Annotated in this window: 7 protein-coding genes; 6 read left to right on the top strand and 1 reads right to left on the bottom strand. The window is 72.5% G+C overall.

The window, feature by feature from the left end; all coding sequences use genetic code 11:
- Positions 1-23: 23 nt before the first annotated feature.
- Genes HWX62_RS14635 through HWX62_RS14615 form a run of 5 tightly spaced genes read left to right on the top strand, consistent with a single transcriptional unit; the run spans position 24 to position 5,785 of the window.
- Positions 24-1,031: a TauD/TfdA family dioxygenase gene (locus HWX62_RS14635; protein ID WP_175929220.1), complete on the top strand. Its 1,008-nt coding sequence runs from the start codon at positions 24-26 to the stop codon at positions 1,029-1,031.
- Entirely contained in the window at positions 1,031-1,879 is an 849-nt protein-coding gene (locus tag HWX62_RS14630) for an ABC transporter ATP-binding protein (RefSeq protein WP_175929219.1), read from the top strand. Before HWX62_RS14635 ends, HWX62_RS14630 begins: the two co-directional genes overlap by 1 nt.
- On the top strand, positions 1,876-3,966 hold the full coding sequence (gene fhuB, locus HWX62_RS14625) for a Fe(3+)-hydroxamate ABC transporter permease FhuB (protein WP_175929218.1): 2,091 nt from the start codon (positions 1,876-1,878) through the stop codon (positions 3,964-3,966). The genes HWX62_RS14630 and fhuB overlap by 4 nt, the downstream gene beginning before the upstream one ends.
- On the top strand, positions 3,963-4,763 hold the full coding sequence (fhuF, locus tag HWX62_RS14620) for a siderophore-iron reductase FhuF (protein ID WP_175929217.1): 801 nt from the start codon (positions 3,963-3,965) through the stop codon (positions 4,761-4,763). Before fhuB ends, fhuF begins: the two co-directional genes overlap by 4 nt.
- Positions 4,760-5,785, top strand: a complete 1,026-nt coding sequence (locus HWX62_RS14615; protein WP_175929216.1) for an iron-siderophore ABC transporter substrate-binding protein — start codon at positions 4,760-4,762, stop codon at positions 5,783-5,785. Before fhuF ends, HWX62_RS14615 begins: the two co-directional genes overlap by 4 nt.
- 190 nt (positions 5,786-5,975) lie before the next feature.
- Here HWX62_RS14615 and HWX62_RS14610 read toward each other — a convergent pair whose 3' ends face one another.
- Entirely contained in the window at positions 5,976-7,721 is a 1,746-nt protein-coding gene (locus HWX62_RS14610; protein ID WP_175929215.1) for a cyclic peptide export ABC transporter, read from the bottom strand.
- Positions 7,722-7,994: 273 nt separating this feature from the next.
- On the opposite strand from HWX62_RS14610, the gene HWX62_RS14605 reads away from it, so the two are divergent.
- On the top strand, positions 7,995-17,666 hold the full coding sequence (locus HWX62_RS14605) for a non-ribosomal peptide synthetase (protein ID WP_175929214.1): 9,672 nt from the start codon (positions 7,995-7,997) through the stop codon (positions 17,664-17,666).
- Positions 17,667-17,669 lie beyond the last annotated feature (3 nt).

The raw sequence follows: 17,669 nt of genomic DNA, 5'->3' as shown, positions 1-17,669 counted from the left end.
GCGCCACCTGAAGAGGACGTTGCATGACCCTGCTTTCGTTGCCGACGCTCGACGACCTGCGTATCGAGCCGGGGCTGCCCACCGTCGTGTCGCCGCGCGGCGGCGACGGGATGTCGATCGACGACGTCGCGCCGCTTGCGCGCGAGATCGCGGCCGACACGCTCGAACGGGCGGGCGGCGTGCTGTTCACGGGCTTTCACGTGCCGTCGATCGATGCGTTCCAGCAATTCGCGGCATCGTTCGGCGATCCGCTGATCGGCTATGAATACGCGTCGACGCCGCGCAGCCAGGTCGAAGGCGCGGTCTACACGTCGACCGAATACCCGCCGCACCGCGCGATTCCGCTGCACAACGAGCAGTCGTACACGCGCGAATGGCCGCTGCGGATCTGGTTCCACTGCGCGCTTGCCGCGCCGCAGGGCGGCGCGACGCCGATCGCGGACAGCCGCGCCGTGTACCGCGCGCTCGATCCCGCGCTCGTCGCGCGTTTCGAGCAGCGCGAGCTGCTGTACGTGCGCAATTTCGGGCAGGGGCTCGACCTGCCGTGGCAGCAGTCGTTCGGCACCGACGAGCCGGCCGAGGTCGAGCGGATGTGCGCGGCGCGCGGCATCGAATGCGCGTGGCGCACCGACGACGACGGCGAGCTGCTGCTGCGCACGCGCGAACGCTGCCAGGCCGTCGCGCGTCATCCGCGCACGGGCGAGCGCGTGTGGTTCAACCAGGCGAACCTGTTTCACCTGTCGGCGCTCGACGACGACATGCAGGACGCGCTCGTCGACGCGGTCGGGCTCGAGAACGTGCCGCGCAACGTGTATTACGGCGACGGCGAGCCGCTGGAAGCCGACGCGCTCGCGGAAATCCGCGGCGTGCTCGACCAGCAGCGCATCGTGTTCCCGTGGCGCACCGGCGACGTGCTGATGCTCGACAACATGCTGACCGCGCATGCGCGCGACCCGTTCGAGGGGCCGCGCAAGGTCGTCGTCGCGATGGCGCAGAGTTACACGGTCCCGCGCGACCGAACGGAGGATTGATGACGCGTCGTACCGCCGCGCTTGCCGCGCGCGGGCTGTCGGTGGGCTATCGCGACCATGTCGTGATCGACGGGCTGGACCTGTCGATCGCGGCCGGCCGCGTGACCGCGCTGTGCGGACCGAACGGCTGCGGCAAGAGCACGCTGCTGCGCACGCTGGCGGGTCTGCAGCCCGCGCGAGCCGGCCATGTCGACGTGAACGGCAAGCCGCTCGCGTCGTTCCGCCGTCGCGCGCTCGCGCGCGAGCTGACGATGCTCGCGCAGTTCAACCAGATCCCGTCGGGCCTCACGGTGCGCGAGCTCGTCGCGTACGGGCGCTATGCGTACGGCGGTTTCCTGCGCGGCCTGTCGCGGGTCGATCATGCGGCAATCGACGAGGCGCTCGAGACCAGCGGCCTCGCCGGCGACGCGGAGCGCGACGTCGGCGCGCTGTCGGGCGGCGAACGCCAGCGCGCGTGGATCGCGATGGCGCTCGCGCAGCAAGCGCCGATCGTGCTGCTCGACGAACCGACGACTTATCTCGACATTCATCACCAGCTCGACATCCTCGATGCGCTGCGTGCGCTGAACCGCACGCGCGGGCTGACGATCGTGTGGGTGCTGCACGACCTGAACCAGGCGGCCGCGTACAGCGACGAGATCGTGCTGATGCGCGCGGGCCGCGTCGTCGCGCAGGGCACGCCCGACGCGATGCTCGATCCGGCGCGGCTGCGCGCGGCGTTCGGCGTCGAGATGCTGAAGCTCGCGCATCCGCAGACGGGCGCGCCGATGTGCGTGCCGGCCTACGGGCCGTCGACCGGCGCCGCGCCGCAGGCGGCCGGCGTGTTCGACCGGGACCTCGCCGTATGACGACGTTCGCGATGCGCAAGCGCCTTGCAGCAACGGGCAAGGGCGCGGCCAACGGGCGTTCGGGCGCGATCGCGTTCGGCCTCGTCGCGCTGATCGCGCTCCTCGCGGCGCTGCGGATTGCTCCCGACCTGCGCGTGTGGTGGGACGCGGCGCCCGGCAGCGATGCCGCGTCGCTCGCGCACGTGTTCCTGTTCGACCTCGAGCTGCCGCGCGTCGCGGCCGCGCTCGTCGCGGGCGGCTGCCTCGGCATCGCCGGCGCGCTGTTCCAGTCGCTCACGCGCAATCCGCTCGCGTCGCCCGACCTGCTCGGCGTGACGGGCGGCGCCCAGCTCGGCCTGCTCGCGGCGATGCTGGTGCCGGCGCTGGCGGGCGTCGCGTCGGTGCCGCTGCTGTTCGTGTGCGGGCTCGCCGCGGCCGCGTGCGCGATCGTCGCGGCGGGCGGCTGGCGCGCGACGCCGTTGCGGCTCGTGCTCGCGGGCAGTGTCTGCATGCTGCTGTTCGCCGCGCTGTCGACGCTCGTGCTCGCGTTCTTCGAGCAGAACATCGCGGGCGCCGCGCTGTGGACCAACGGCAGCCTGTACCAGCCGGGCGCGACGGGCCTCGCGCTTGCCGCGCGCTGGCTCGTCGTGCCGCTCGTCGCGCTGCCGTTCGTGATCCGGCCGCTGAATCCGCTCACGCTCGGCGACGACGCGGCGGCCGCGGCCGGCGTGCGCGTCGATGCGACGCGGCTCGCGGCGACGATCGTCGCGGTCGCGTTCACGAGCGTGGCCGTCAGCATCGCGGGCCCGCTGTCGTACGTCGGCCTCGTCGCACCGAACCTGCTGCGCCAGGTGCGCGGCGCACGCGCGGCCCGGCTCGGCGTGCTGGTGCCGCTGTCGGCGCTCGCGGGCGGTGCGCTCGTGCTCGTCACCGACAGCGCGGTGCTCGCGTCGGGCCTCGACGCGACGCTGTCGACCGGCGTCGCGATCGCGCTGGTCGGCACGCCGCTGATGCTCGCGATGATCCGGCGCGGCGCCGCGTGGTCGGGCGTGCTGCATGCGGATGCCGAACGCGCGGCGGGCGGCGGCGCGACGCGGCTCGTCGGCTGGCTCGAACGGCTCGGCTGGCCGCTGCGCACCGCGCTGTTCGTCGCGGCGGGCGCGCTGGCGATCTTCGTCGGCGTGTCGGCCGGCCCCGAGTGGCTGTCGCCCGCGCGCTGGTCGGCCGCGCTGTCCGGTCACGATGCGCTCGCGCGCATGCTGATCGACCTGCGCCTGCCGCGCCTGCTGTGCGCGCTGCTCGCCGGCGCGCTGCTCGCCGTCAGCGGCGTCGCGATGCAAAGCGTCGTGCGCAATCCGCTCGCGGGTCCCGAAGTGCTCGGCGTCACGCAGGGCGCGGGGCTCGTCACGCTGTTCGCATTGTCGACGTGGCCGCTGATGGGCCATGTGACGCAGGCCGCCGCCGCGCTGATCGGCGGCGCGCTGTCGCTCGCGATCACGCTCGCACTGAATCACCGGCATCGCTACGCGCCGCTCGCGGTCGCGCTGACCGGCATCGTGATCGGCGCATTGTGGACCACGCTCGCGCAATGGCTGATCACGCAGGAAAGCGTGCAGCCCGCGCGCTTCGTCGTGTGGCTCGTCGGCGGCACGTATGGCCGCAGCTGGGGCGAGGTGTCGATGCTGCTGCCGTGGTGCGTGCTCGCGGTGCCGGTGTTCGCGTGGCTCGCGAAGCCGCTCGACATGCTCGCGCTCGGCGACGACCAGGCGGCCGCGCTCGGCCTGCCGGTGGCCGCGCTGCGGCCGCTCGCGCTGACGATCGCGACGCTCGCCGCATGCGCGGCCGTCGCGGCGGTCGGGCCGGTCGGTTTCATCGGGCTGATGGCGCCGCACGTCGCGACGATGCTCGGCGCGCGCCGGCATCGCACGCGGCTGTGGCTCGCGGCGGCGTGCGGTGCGTTGATCCTCGGGGCCGCGGATCTCGCGGCGCGCACGGTCGTCGCGCCGCGCGAAGTGCCGGCCGGCGTGCTGACCGCGCTGATCGGCGCGCCGTACCTGCTCGGCCTGCTGATTCTCGAGGGGCGCCGCGCCCGGCGCGCGGGGCGATGACGCCGGCGCTCGACGGCGCGCGCGCCACGCGCTTTTCGGCGTTCGCGCCGCAACCGTTCGCCGAACACCTCGACGTCGTCTGGCTCGGCATGCCCGACGATGCACACGTGTCGGGCCGCATCGTCGTGCCGGTCAGCGCGTTGCCCGCGCACCGCGACGCGGTGCTCGGCGCGATGGTCGACCATTACGGCGGCGATCCGGCGCAGCATGCGCGCGCGCTGATGTCGCAATGGAGCAAATACTATTTCGGCCGCGCGGCGCCGGCCGGCGTCGTCGCCGCGCTCACGCTCGGCCGGCCGCTCGACATGACGCCCGAGCGCACGTTCGTCGCGCTCGACGACGGAATGCCGGCCGCACTGTATTTCGCGGCGGATGCGCTCGGCGCGCCGTGCGACGATCCCGCACCGCGCTATGGCGGGCTGATCGCGCATCTCGGCGCGGTGATCGACCTGCTCGCGGCGATGGGCCGCGTCACGCCGCGCGTGCTGTGGAGCAACGCGGGCAACCTGCTCGACTATCTGCTCGATACGTATCGTTCGCTGCCGTGCGCGGCGGACGCCGTTCGCGATGCGCACTGGCTGTTCGGTTCGACCTGCTTTCGCGGCGAATCCAATCCGCTGCGCCAGCCCGTACGCGATGCGGTGCCGCGCTCGCCGCTGCTGCCCACGCCGTTCCGTGCGCGTCGCGTGTGCTGCCTGCGCTACGAAATTCCTGGAGAAACGCAACTGTGTGGAAGCTGCCCCCTGCTACTGACGATGGACGACGCGGCGCTGGCCGAGCAGGACGCGATCCGGTGACGCATGCCGGCCGCCGGCATGCGCTCGGCACGCTCGCGGCGGCGCTCGGTGCCGCGTGCTGTGGCGGGTTCTCCGTATCGGCCGCCGCGGCTTGCGTCGCCGCCGACGCACGTGGCACACCGGCCGCCGTGTCGCCGGCCGGCAACCCCGTCGTGTCGCAGGCCAGCGCGACGATGCCGGTGCGGCCGCAGCGCGTGGTCGCGCTCGACTTCATGTTCGCGGAAAGCGTGATCGCGCTCGACATCGTACCGGTCGGGATGGCCGATACGGCGTTCTACCCGGGCTGGCTCGGCTACCGGAGCGAGCAGCTCGCGCACGTGACCGACATCGGCTCGCGGCAGGAGCCGGGGCTCGAGGCGATCGCGGCGGTCAAGCCGGACCTGATCATCGGCGTCGGCTTCCGGCACGCGCCGATCTTCGACGCGCTCGACCGGATCGCGCCGACGATCCTGTTCCAGTTCAGCCCGAACGTGTCCGAAGGCGGCGTGCCGGTCACGCAGCTCGACTGGATGCGGCAGATTTTCCGGACGATCGGCGCGGTGACGGGGCGCGACGCGCGCGCGCAGGCGGTCGAAGCGCAACTCGACGCCGGCATCGCGCGCAATGCGGCGCGGCTCGCGGCCGCGGGCCGCCACGGCGAGCGCGTCGCGCTGCTGCAGGATCTCGGCTTGCCCGACCGTTACTGGGCCTATACGGGCAACAGCACGTCGGCGGGGCTCGCACGGGCGCTCGGGCTCGATCCGTGGCCGAAGAAGCCGACGCGGGAAGGCACGCTGTACGTGACGTCGGCCGATCTGCTGCGGCAGCGTGACCTCGCCGTGCTGTTCGTGACCGCGTCGGGAATGGACGTGCCGCTGTCGGCGAAACTCGATTCGCCGGTGTGGCGTTTCGTACCCGCGCTAAAGGCGCACCGGATCGCGCTGATCGAGCGCAACATCTGGGGGTTCGGCGGCCCGATGTCGGCGCTGAAGCTGGCCGACGTGATGACCGATACGATGCTGAAGCTGCCGGCCGCGCGGTGAGCGCGGCGCGTCGATCGGCGGATGGCCGCGCGGGCGGGCAGGGCGTTGCAACCCGCGTGACGACGCGCCGCGTCCGTCTTTCCTGTTCGCCGCACGTCGGCCGCCTTTGAAAAATCCCCGGTGAAACGACGATCGCCGACACACTGCCGATGCAGCGTGCCGGCGATTTTTCTCATCGACCGTCGTCGTGTTACGCGCTCAGCGCATCGACGCCGTCCTGCGCACGCTGGCGCGCCGGTTGCGTGTCGCTGACGATACGCCCGTTGTCGAGCTTCAGCAGACGATCGGCGAGATCGAAGTAGCGGTCGTCGTGCGTGATCACGATCACGGCCTTGCCGCGCGCGCGCAGCTCGGGCAGCAGTTGCTCGTAGAACACGGCCTTGAACGACGGGTCCTGGTCGGCCGCCCATTCGTCGAACAGGTAGAACGGACGATCTTCGAGGTACGCGACGACGAGCGCGAGCCGCTTGCGCTGCCCGGTCGACAGTGCGCGTGTCGAGAACGCGCCGTCGACCACCTTCACCTTGTGGTCGAGCGCGAGTTTCGCGACGAGCGCGTTCGCTCGCGCATCGGCTTGCGCGCGGGACGGATCGTCGGGGTCGACGATGCCGAGCAGCGCATCGAACAGGTGGAAGTCGTTGAACACCGCGCTGAAGCGCTGCCGGTAGGCCGCGCGCTCGCGCCAGCCGATCGGGCGGCCGTCGACCTCGATCGTGCCTTGCTCGGGCTCGTACAACCCCGTCAGCACCTTCGCGAGCGTGGTCTTGCCGCTGCCGTTGCCGCCGACGATGAACACGAGTTCGCCCGGCTTGATCGTCAAATCGATCGGCCCGATGCTGAACATCCGTTCGTCGCGTTCGTGGAAATACGCATGCGTGACGCCGCGCAGCGTGACGGCGCCGGCCGGCGGCACGTCGGGCGCATCGGCCGCGGGCGGCACCGTGCGCAGCGCGCCGAATTCGGCCATCACGCCTTCGATCCGCCCGAGCGACACGCGCGCCGCGTTGACGGTCGGCAGGTTGTTCAGCAGGCCGTCGAGCGGCACGAGCATGAACAGGAACACGACGACGTAGCCGGCGGCCGCGGCCGGGTCGGCATGCACGCCGAGCTGCGGCCAGAACGACGCAACGCCGAGGAACACGTAGAACAGGAAGATGATCCAGCCGACCCCGACCGCATACGCGCTGAACGCGCGGCGGCGGTGGTCGCGCACTTCGCCGATCGCGGCGCCGAGCTGGCCGTCGACGAACTGGCGGGCGCGTGCATCGTGCAGCTTGAGCTCCTTCGCGCCGGAGAACAGCGAGCCGAGATAGCCGAACAGGCGGTCCTGCGCGTGGCCGGCGGCTTCGAGCGACGCGATCGCGCGGCGGTCGCCGGTGTGATAGCCGAGCGAGCCGGCGACGATCGCGGCCAGCGCCAGCAGGCACACGGGCCACGACAGCCATGCCAGATAGCCGAGGCAGCCGAACACGATCGAGCCGTGCATGACCAGGTTCGGCAGCGCGAAGAACAGCATCGACACGTTGGTCGCGTCGTCGGTCAACACCGACTGCACGGGCGCGGCACCGATCCGCTCGATGTCGCGCAGCTCGGCCGCGCCGACGCGCCGCGCCAGATGCACGCGCAGCCGCGCCATCGTGTCCTGCGACAGGCGGGCGAACAGCGTGCCCGACACGATCCGCGTGACGAGCGCGATCACCGCGCACAGCGCGAAGCGCCACGCGAGCGCCGCGTCGGCGGCGCCGGGCTGCGACAGCGCGCGGTTCAGCGTCGCGACGAGCAGCACGCTCGCGACGCCGTTCAGCACGCACGCGGCGAGCGCCAGCGTGAGCGACACGCGGCTTTCGCGCAGCAGCGCAAGGATCAGGCGCGCCGCGGGGCGGCCGGGGGAAGCGTCGAGGGACGGCGGGGAAGAAGGCTCGTGGGCAGCGGTCATCGGCAACGTCGGTAAAGGGATGGCAGGCAATCACGCGAAAGCGGCAAATCTGACGCGAAAGCGGCGAGCGGGGGCGGGCCCCGTTGCGGCTTTCCTCCCTGATAGACGAACGGGCCGCGCAAATATTTAGCGCCATCGTGAAAAAAAAGCGGCCGCACGCACTTTGCGCGCAAAACGGTAAAAAATCGGCCGCGTCGTTCGTCACACCAGTGAAGCCGCCCCAAGCGGCCCCGAGACTTGGCCGAAGCGGCCGGACCGAAGGACTTCACGCACATGACGAGTTTCCCGACTGCGCTGCATCACCGAATCCGCGAACTGGCGCGCCTCGCGCCCGACGCGCCCGCCATCGCGGTGCCTTTCCAGCACGACCTGCGCCTGTCGCGCGGTGCGCTCGACGCACGGGCATCGCACCTCGCCCGGCAACTGCGCGCGGCGGGCGTGGGCGCCGAAGTGCGGGTCGGCGTGTGCGTCGAGCGCTCGGGCGAACTGTTCGTCGCGCTGCTGGCCGTGCTGAAGGCTGGCGGCGTGTTCGTGCCGCTCGATCCGCGCCATCCGGCCGCGCGCCTCGACTGGATCGTGCAGGATGCGCAACTGCGGCACGGCATCGTCGACGCCGCCGGCCGGGCGGCGCTCGGCACGCGGTTCGAACACGCGTTCGACGCGACGGTGCAAGCGCCGGGCGTCGCGCAGGACCACGCGTTCGACGACGACATCGTGCCCGTGCACCCGCGTGCGGCCGCGTACATGATCTATACGTCGGGCTCGACCGGCACGCCGAAGGCGGTGGTGGTCGAACACGGGCCGCTCGCCGCGCATTGCGACGCGCTCGCGGCCGCGCTGCCGATCGAGGCCGGCGACCGTCTGCTGCATTTCGCGTCGGTCAACTTCGACGCCGCGCACGAATGCTGGCTCGCGCCGCTCGCGGTCGGCGCCGGCATCGTCGTCGCGCCGCCGCAGCCGTTCGCGCCGGACGCCGCGCATGCGCTGATGGTGCGCGAAGCGGTCAACGTCGCCGCGTTTCCGCCGGCTTACCTGCGCGAATTCGCGGCCGTCGCCGCGCGCGACGGCGTGCCGCCGGCATTGCGCGTGCTCGCGTTCGGCGGCGAAGCGCTGCCGCAGCAGGCATTCGAATTCGTGCGCCGCACGTTTCCGGCCGTGCGCCTGATCAACGGTTACGGGCCGACCGAGGCCGTGATCTCGCCGATGCTGTGGCCGGTCGAGCCGGGCGAGACGCCGGTGCTGGCCGCGGACGACGCGTACGCGTCGCTGCCGATCGGCCGCGTGATCGGCCCGCGTGTCGCGCGCATCGACGGCGCCGAAGCCGATGGCGCGGGCGAACTGCTGCTCGGCGGCGTGTGCGTCGCACGCGGTTATCACGGCCGTCCGGCGCTCACGGCCGAACGTTTCATTCCCGATGCCCACGGCGAACCCGGCGCGCGCGTCTATCGTACCGGCGACCTTGCGCGGCTGCGCGACGACGGTGCGTTCGACTATCTCGGCCGCCTCGACGATCAGGTCCAGGTGCGCGGCGTGCGCGTGGAACCGGCGGAAATCGCCGCGTGCCTGCGCGCGCATCCGGCCGTGGCGGACGCGGCCGTGGTGGCCGACGCCGCCAACGGTCCGACGCGGTTGATCGCATGCGTCGCGCTGCGCGCGGCGGCCGACGATGCCGCATTGAAGGCGCACGTGGCCGCGCAATTGCCGGCCGCGTGGCAGCCGCACCGGTTCGTGCGTTGCGATGCGCTGCCGTACACGCTGAACGGCAAGCTCGACCGTGCCGCGCTGCGCGAGCGGATCGCCGCCGCGCGCGACACGGCGCAAGCCGCCGGCGACGCGCCGCGCACGCCGACCGAACGGCAGATCGCGGGCCTCTGGCAGACGCTGCTGGGCCTCGACGTCGTGCCGTCGCGCGACGATCGTTTCTTCGCGCTGGGCGCCGATTCGCTCGCCGCGATGCAGTTGCAGGCCGCGATCCGTGCCGTGGTGCGCGTGAACCTGCGGCTCGATACGCTGTTCGCCGATCCGGCGCTCGCCGAACTGGCCGACACGGTCGACCGTGCGGAGCGCGAGACCGGCGAACCGCTCGCCACGATCGCCGCGCGACGCGCGCCGGCCGATGCGGCCGCGCCGGGTGCGCCGTACGTCGATCGCGCGGCATCGCTCGCCCAGCAACGTTTCTGGGTGCTCGCGCAAACGCGTGACGCAAGCGCGGCGTACCACATCGCCGCGCACTGGACGATCGACGGCGTGCTCGACCGCGACGCGCTGCGGCGTGCGCTCGATCACGTGATCGGCCGTCACGAAGCATGGCGCACGACGCTCGTCGACAACGACGACGGCGTCGTGATGCAGCGAATTCATGCGCATCTGCCGGTGTCGATCGCCGCGGTCGACCTGCGCGACGCGCCGCCGGCGGCCCGCGATGCGCAAGCCGCACGTCTCGCCGAGCGCGACGCGGCCGAGCCGTTCGACCTCGCGCGCGGCCCGCTGCTGCGCGCCACGCTCGTCGTGCTCGCCGACGACCGTCATCGCTTGCTGCTGACCGCGCATCACGCGATCACCGACGGCTGGAGCTCGCGCTGCGCGTTCGACGAACTGTCGGCCGCGTACCGCGCGTATGCCGAAGGGCGCGAGCCGTCGCTGCCCGATTTGCCGATCCAGTACGCCGACTACGCGGACTGGCAGCGCGACATGCTGGCCGGCGGCGAGGGCGAGCGTCAGCTCGATTACTGGCGCGGCGCGTTGCGCGACGTGCCGGGCCCGCTCGCGCTGCCGGTCGACCGCCAGCCGGGCGCGGTCCGCACGCTGCACGGCGCGCGCGTGTCGGTGCGCCTGCCCGATGCGGTCGCGGCCGACGTGCGGCAACTCGCGCGCGACGCCCAGGCGACCGTCTTCACGGTGCTGCTGGCCGCGCTCGACGCGTGGCTGTCGCGCCTGACCGGTGAAACGGACGTCGTCGTCGCGGTGCCGGTCGCGCATCGCCAGCGCCCCGAAACGCGTGCATTGCTGGGTCTGTTCCTGAATACGGTCGCGCTGCGCGTACGCGTGGCGCCGACGCTGCCGTTCCGCGCGCTCGTCGACGCGGCGCGCACCGCGGCGCTCGGCGCGGTCGCGCACCAGGACGTGCCGTTCGAGCGCGTGGTCGATGCGGTTAAGCCGCCCGTCAAACGCGGCGACGAATGGCTGCGCGTGAAATTCGCGCAGCAGTTCGACGCGCGGCACGACAGCGTGCTGCCGGGCGCCACGGCGGTAGCGACGCCGGGCCCCGATCTTGCCGCACGCTTCGACTTTGCGCTGGATTTCACCGACGACGCGAACGGGATCGAACTGGTCGCGGCCTATGCGACCGACTGCATCGATGCCGATACCGCGCGGGCCTGGCTCGACAGCTATGCGGCGCTCGTCGGCGCGGCCGCACGCGATCCGCGGCACCCGACGGCCGCGCTGCCGTGCGATGCATCCGCGGCGTCGCGCCAGCCGCGCGACGGCCGTGCGCTGCGCGTCGACCATGCCGACATCGTCGCCGCATTCGCACGGCAGGCCGCCGCGTATCCGCATCGCGTCGCGCTTGCCGACGCATCGGCAGCGCTGACGTTCGCCGAACTCGACGACGCATCGAACCGCATCGCACGGGCGCTGACGCAACGCGGCGTGGCCGCCGAAGCGGCGGTCGTCGTCTGCATCGAGCGCTCGGCGCGTTTCGTCGTCGGCCTGCTCGGCGCGCTGAAAGCGGGTGCGCTGGCCGTGCTGCTCGATCCCGCCCAGCCGGGCGCGCGTCTCGCCGCGGCCGCGGCCGACTGCGGCGCGCGCTGGGCGCTCGTCGCTGAGCCGGCCGCGTGGCCGGCCGGCCTCGACGCGCAGCCGCTCGACGTCGACGCGCTTGCGCAGGACGCGACGCTCGCCCATGCGGGCGGTGTGCGCGTCGCGCCGCATCCGGAACAGGGTGCGTACCTGATCTATACGTCGGGCTCGACCGGCACGCCGAAGGGCGTCGTCGTCTCGCACGGCGCGCTGGCCGACTACGTGCAGGGGATGCTCGACGAACTGGCGTTCGCGCCCGACGCATCGTTCGCGATGGTCTCGACCGTCGCGGCCGATCTCGGCCATACGACACTGTTCGGCGCGTTGTGCGCCGGCCGTACGCTGCATCTGCTGCCGGCCGCGTGTGCATTCGATCCGGACCTGTTCGCCGACGAAATGCGCCGTCGCGACGTCGGCGTGCTGAAGATCGTGCCGAGCCACCTGCAGGCGCTGCTCGATGCGCGCGTGCCGGCCGACGTGCTGCCGCGCCACGCGCTCGTGACGGGCGGCGAGACGCTCACGTGGGCGCTCGTCGCGCGGCTGGCCGCGCTCGCGCCGGCCTGCCGCGTGATCAACCACTACGGGCCGACCGAAGCGACGGTCGGCGCGATCGCGTGCGATACGGCGTCGATTGCCGCCGACGCGCGCGATCCGGCGAGCGGCGTGCCGCTCGGGCTGCCGCTGCCGAACGCGCGCGCGCTGGTGCTCGACGCGTTCGGCGCCTGCGTGCCGGCCGGCGCGGCAGGCGAGCTGTATCTGGGCGGGCCGGGCGTCGCGCGCGGCTACCTCGGGCGGCCGGCGCAAACGGCCGAGCGCTTCGTGCCCGATCCGTTCACGCCCGGCGCGCGGCTGTATCGCACGGGCGACCGCGTGCGGTTGCGGGCGGACGGCCGCCTCGCGTTCCTCGGCCGTATCGACGATCAGGTGAAGATTCGCGGTTACCGCGTCGAGCCGGGCGAGGTGAGCGCGGCCGTGCGCGCGGCCGGCCCGATCGCGCAGGCCGAAACGCTCGCGATCGCGCACGAAGGCCGCCTGCGGCTCGCGACGTTCGTCGTGATGCGCGACGGCGCGGCGTTCGATGAAGCCGCGCTGCGCGCGGCGCTCGCCGCGACGCTGCCCGACTACATGGTGCCCGCGCAGTTCGTCGCACTGACGCGCCTGCCGGTGACGGCGAACGGCAAGATCGATCGGGCGGCATTGCGCGAATGCGCGGCCGTGCCGGCCGCGGTCGTGTCGGGCGCCGCGCCGCGGGGCGCGGTCGAAACGGTGCTCGCCGACGTCTGGCAGGCCGTGCTGAAGGCGCCGAAGGTCGGCCGCGACGACAACTTCTTCGAACTCGGCGGCGATTCGATCCTCGTGTTGCAGGTGATCGCCCGTGCGCGCAAGCGCGGCGTGCGCTTCACGCCGAAGCAACTGTTCGACGGGCCGACCGTCGCCGAACTCGCACGCATCGCGAAAACGGACGACACGGCCGGCGCCGCGCAGCCGGCGAGCGCGGCCGCGGCCATGACCGCCGCTGCCGCGCCGGTTGCCGCGCCGATCCTGACGCCTGCACAACAGCGCTTCTTCGCGCTCGATATTCCGCAGCGCGGCCACTGGAACCAGTCGGTGTCGTTCGACGTGCGCGGCGCCTTCGACGCGGACGCATTCGCACGCGCATTCGACGCGTTGCTCATGCATCACGGCGCATTCCGCCAGCGCTTCGCACAGGGCGCCGACGGCACGTGGCAGGCGAGCGAGGCGGCGAAGCCGTACGACGCGCTGCCGTTCGTCGAAGTCGCCGCACGCGACGAAGCCGACGCATTGGCCCGCTTCGACGCACTGCAACGCCGTCTCGACCTCGGCCGCGGACCGCTCGCCTGCGCATGCGCGGCACGGCTGCCGGACGGTTCGACGCGGCTGTATCTCGCGATTCACCACGCGGTCGTCGACGGCGTGTCGTGGCGCATCCTGCTCGACGACCTGGACACGGCCTACCGCGCCGCATGCGAACGCATGCCGATCCGCCTGTCGCCGCCGGGCCTGCGCGCGGACGCCTGGGCCGCACGGCTCGCCCGCGCGGCAACGGAACCGGCGGCGCCGTTCGCGGGCGAAACCGCCTACTGGGCCGGCATGGCGCACGGCGACGACATCGTGGCCGACCGCCCCGATGCCGCGGCGACGAACGCCGATGCGGCCGTCGTCGTACAGACGATCGACGCGGCGTTGACCCGCGCCGCGCTGACCGACGCGCATGCGGCCTATCGCACGCAGACGATCGAGCTGCTCGGCGCGGCGCTCGCGCTGGCGCTGGCCGGCGCGCGCGGCGCCGCATCGTGCCGGGTCGAACTGGAAGGACACGGCCGCGAGGCGCTGTTCGACGACGCGGATGCCGGCCGCACGATCGGCTGGCTGACGAGCCATTACCCGGTGACGCTGCCGGTCGAAGCGACGGCCCGCGACACGCTGTGCGCGGTCAAGGACACGCTGCGCGCGGTGCCGCACAAGGGGCTCGGCTTCGGCGTGCTCGCGCACTACGGCGACGCGGCGACGCGCGCGGCGCTGGCCGCCGTGCCGCGTCCGCGCGTCACGTTCAACTATCTCGGCCAGTTCGACGCGCCGCGCGATGCGACGCTCGTGCCGCGTTTCGGCGGTACCGGCGTCGAGCGCGATCCTCGAGGCCCGCTCGGCAACACGCTCGCGATCCATGCGTACCTCGACACGGACGGCGATGGCGCGCGCACGCTGAAGGTGCACTGGGTCTACGGTGCGCCGCAGTTCGAACGCGCGACGATCGACGCGTTCGCGGAACGTTTCGCGGCCGCGCTGCGCGAACTCGTCGACGCATGCACGTCGCGCGTCGCGCATCGCGGCGCCGGCGCGACGCCGGGCGATTTCCCGCTCGCGCAGGCCGCCGGTCTCACGCAGGCCGCGATCGAACGCGCGCCGCTCGACTGGCGCACGATCGACGATGTCTATCCGCTGTCGCCGATGCAGCAGGGCATCCTGTTCCATGCGCTGTTCGCGCCCGGCCACGCGAGCTACGTGAACCAGCTCGTCGCGACCGCCACCGCGCTGGACGCCGACCGGCTCGCGGCCGCGTTCGACGCATCCATCGCGCGTCACGACATCCTGCGCACGAGCGTGATGCCGGACGAAGCCGCGCCGCTGCAGTGCGTGCATCGTCACGCGCGCATGCCGGTCGAGCAGCTCGACTGGCGCACGCGCGGCGACACGCTCGACGCCGATTTCGACGCATGGCTCGCGGCCGACCGCACGCGCGGATTCGACTGGCGCGAGCCGCCGCTGATGCGGCTCACGCTGATCCGCGTGACGGACGACGCATGGCGCATCGTATGGACGCGCCACCACGTGTTGCTCGACGGCTGGAGCACCGCGCGCCTGCTTGCCGACGTGCTGCGCGACTATCGCGACCCGGACGCCGTGTCGCCGTTCGCGAGCCGCCCGGCGCTGCGCTATCGCGACTTCATCGCGTGGCTCGGCACGCGCGACCGCGACGCCGACGAGCGCTTCTGGACCGAACGACTGGCACGGCTCGACGCACCGACGCTGATCGCGGAACGCACCGCCGACCGCGCGGATGCCGAGATGGTCGCGTGGCGCGCGACGCTCGACGCCGACACGACGGCGCGCGTCGCGCAGACCGCCCGCGCGCTGAAGCTGACCGTCAACACGCTGGTGCAGGGCGCATGGGCGCTCGCGCTGCAGCGGATGACGCACCAGCCGGCCGTCGCGTTCGGCGCGACCGTCGCCGGCCGTCCCGATGCGCTCGCGGACGTCGATTCGGTGCTCGGCCTCTTCATCAACACGCTGCCGGTCATCACCGCGCCCGCGCCGCAGCAACGTGCGGCCGACTGGCTGCAAACGCTGCAGCGCGAGAACGCCGCTGCCGCCGAGCACGCGCACACGCCGCTTGCCGACATCCAGCGCTGGGCGCGCGGCTCGGGCGGCGCCCTGTTCGACACGTTGGTCGTGTTCGAGAACTATCCGGTCGACGAGTCGGTGCGCGACGCCGATCCGCGCGCGCTGGCGTTGAGCGGCGTGCGCAGCATCGAGGCGACCGATTTCGCGCTGACGCTCGTGATCGAGAGTGGCGCGCAATTGACGATCGACTACGGCTACGACACCGCGCGCGTCGACGCGCGTCAGGTCGAGACCTGGCACCGCGCGTTCGCTTGCGCACTCGATGCGCTGGCCCGTACGCCGGACGCGCTGCTCGGCACGCTGTCGATCGCCGACGAGGCGACCCGCGAAGCGCTGGCCCGCGCGCAGGACACCGCCCATGTGTGGCCGAGCGCACAACGGCAGCCGCTGCACCTGCAATTCGCCGACGCGGCGCGAGCGACGCCCGATGCGATCGCGCTCGAATATGCGGATGCTCACGGCCGCGTGCAGCGCGCGACCTATCGCGAACTCGACGCCGCCACGTCGCGCATCGCCGCCGCGCTGCGCCGGCGCGGCGTGCAGCCCGACACGCCGGTCGCGCTGTGCGTCGAGCGCTCGTTCGACATGGTGATGGCGCTCGTCGGCGTGCTGAAGGCCGGCGCCGCGTATCTGCCGGTCGATCCCGACTATCCGGCCGAGCGCATTGCGTACCTGCTGCGCGACGCGCGGCCGGCCGTCGCGATCACGCAGGCGCATCTGCGCGAGCAGGTCGACGCCGCGCTGGGCGAGGGCGCCGATACGCAACTGCTGACGGTTGCGGATTTGCTGGCCGACGAAGCGGGCGATATCGACGATCACGCCGCCGCGATCGACGACGCGCGGCTCGCGTACCTGATCTACACGTCCGGCTCGACCGGCAAGCCGAAGGGCGCCGGCAACACGCACGGCGCGCTCGCGAACCGGATCGCATGGATGCAGCACGCGTACCGGCTGACGCGCGACGACGTCGTGCTGCACAAGACGCCGTTCGGCTTCGACGTGTCGGTGTGGGAATTCGTGTGGCCGCTCGCGGTCGGCGCGAAGCTCGCGATCGCAGCACCCGGCGACCACCGCGATCCGGCGCGTCTGGCCGCCGCGATCCACGCGCACGGCGTGACGGTGCTGCATTTCGTGCCGTCGATGCTCGCCGCGTTCGCCGCGCATCTCGACGATTTCTCGGCCGCCGCGCAATGCGACAGCGTGCGCCTGATCGTCGCGAGCGGCGAGGCGCTCGCGCCCGAACTCGTCGCGAAGATGGCGCGCCTGTTGCCGAACGCGACGCTCGTGAACCTGTACGGGCCGACCGAGGCCGCGATCGACGTGTCGCACTGGACCTGCGGCCCCGACGACGCGCAGGCGGTCGCGGTGCCGATCGGCCATCCGATCGCGAACCTGCAACTGCACGTGCTCGATGCCGCGTGGCAGCCGGTACCGGCCGGCGCGACCGGCGAACTGTATCTCGCGGGCGCGGGCCTCGCGCGCGGCTATCTCGGCCGACCGGCGCTGACCGCCGAGCGCTTCGTGCCTGATCCGTTCGTGCCGGGCGCCCGCATGTACCGCACCGGCGACCTCGCGCGCCGGCGCGCGGACGGCGCGCTCGACTACCTCGGCCGTGTCGACACGCAGGTGAAGCTGCGCGGCCAGCGGATCGAGCCGGGCGAGATCGAGGCGCTGCTGCGCGCGGCGCCGGGCGTCAACGATGCGGTCGTGATCGTGCGCGACGCGCAACTGATCGGCTATGTCGCCCGCGGCGACGCGGGCCCGCTCGACCGCGCGGCGCTGCTCGACGCGCTGCGCGCGCAATTGCCGGCATACATGGTGCCGTCGCAGCTGATCGAGCTCGATGCGTTGCCCGTCACGCCGAACGGCAAGTGCGATCGCCATGCGCTGCCCGCGCCGGTGCGCGAAGCGAGCGAAGCCGTCGAACTCGCGACGGACACCGAGCGCGCGCTCGCCGCGATCTGGCAGCGCGTGCTGCACGTGGACGCGATCGGCCGCGACGGCGATTTCTTCCTGCTCGGCGGCCACTCGCTGCTCGCGACGCAGGCCCACGCGCAGGCGAACCTGCACTGGGGGCTCGCGCTGCCGCTGCGCACGCTGTTCGACACGCGCACGCTGGCGCGCTGCGCGCAAGCGATCGACGCAGCCTGCGCGGCACGCGGCGCGACCGATGCGGCGAGCGCGATCGACGCGCTGCTCGGCGAACTGGAAACCCAATAAGGA

The sequence above is a fragment of the Burkholderia sp. BCC0506 genome, assembly GCF_902833145.1.
GTDB lineage: Bacteria > Pseudomonadota > Gammaproteobacteria > Burkholderiales > Burkholderiaceae > Burkholderia.
This window is presented reverse-complemented; position numbering and strand designations above follow the sequence as displayed.

Bases quoted from the DNA above. Each gene is read 5' to 3' on its own strand.
- HWX62_RS14610 (WP_175929215.1), bottom strand. From the start codon at position 7,721: ATGACCGCTGCCCACGAGCCTTCTTCCCCGCCGTCCCTCGACGCTTCC.
- HWX62_RS14630 (WP_175929219.1), top strand. From the start codon at position 1,031: ATGACGCGTCGTACCGCCGCGCTTGCCGCGCGCGGGCTGTCGGTGGGC.
- HWX62_RS14635 (WP_175929220.1), top strand. From the start codon at position 24: ATGACCCTGCTTTCGTTGCCGACGCTCGACGACCTGCGTATCGAGCCG.
- fhuB (WP_175929218.1), top strand. From the start codon at position 1,876: ATGACGACGTTCGCGATGCGCAAGCGCCTTGCAGCAACGGGCAAGGGC.
- HWX62_RS14605 (WP_175929214.1), top strand. From the start codon at position 7,995: ATGACGAGTTTCCCGACTGCGCTGCATCACCGAATCCGCGAACTGGCG.
- fhuF (WP_175929217.1), top strand. From the start codon at position 3,963: ATGACGCCGGCGCTCGACGGCGCGCGCGCCACGCGCTTTTCGGCGTTC.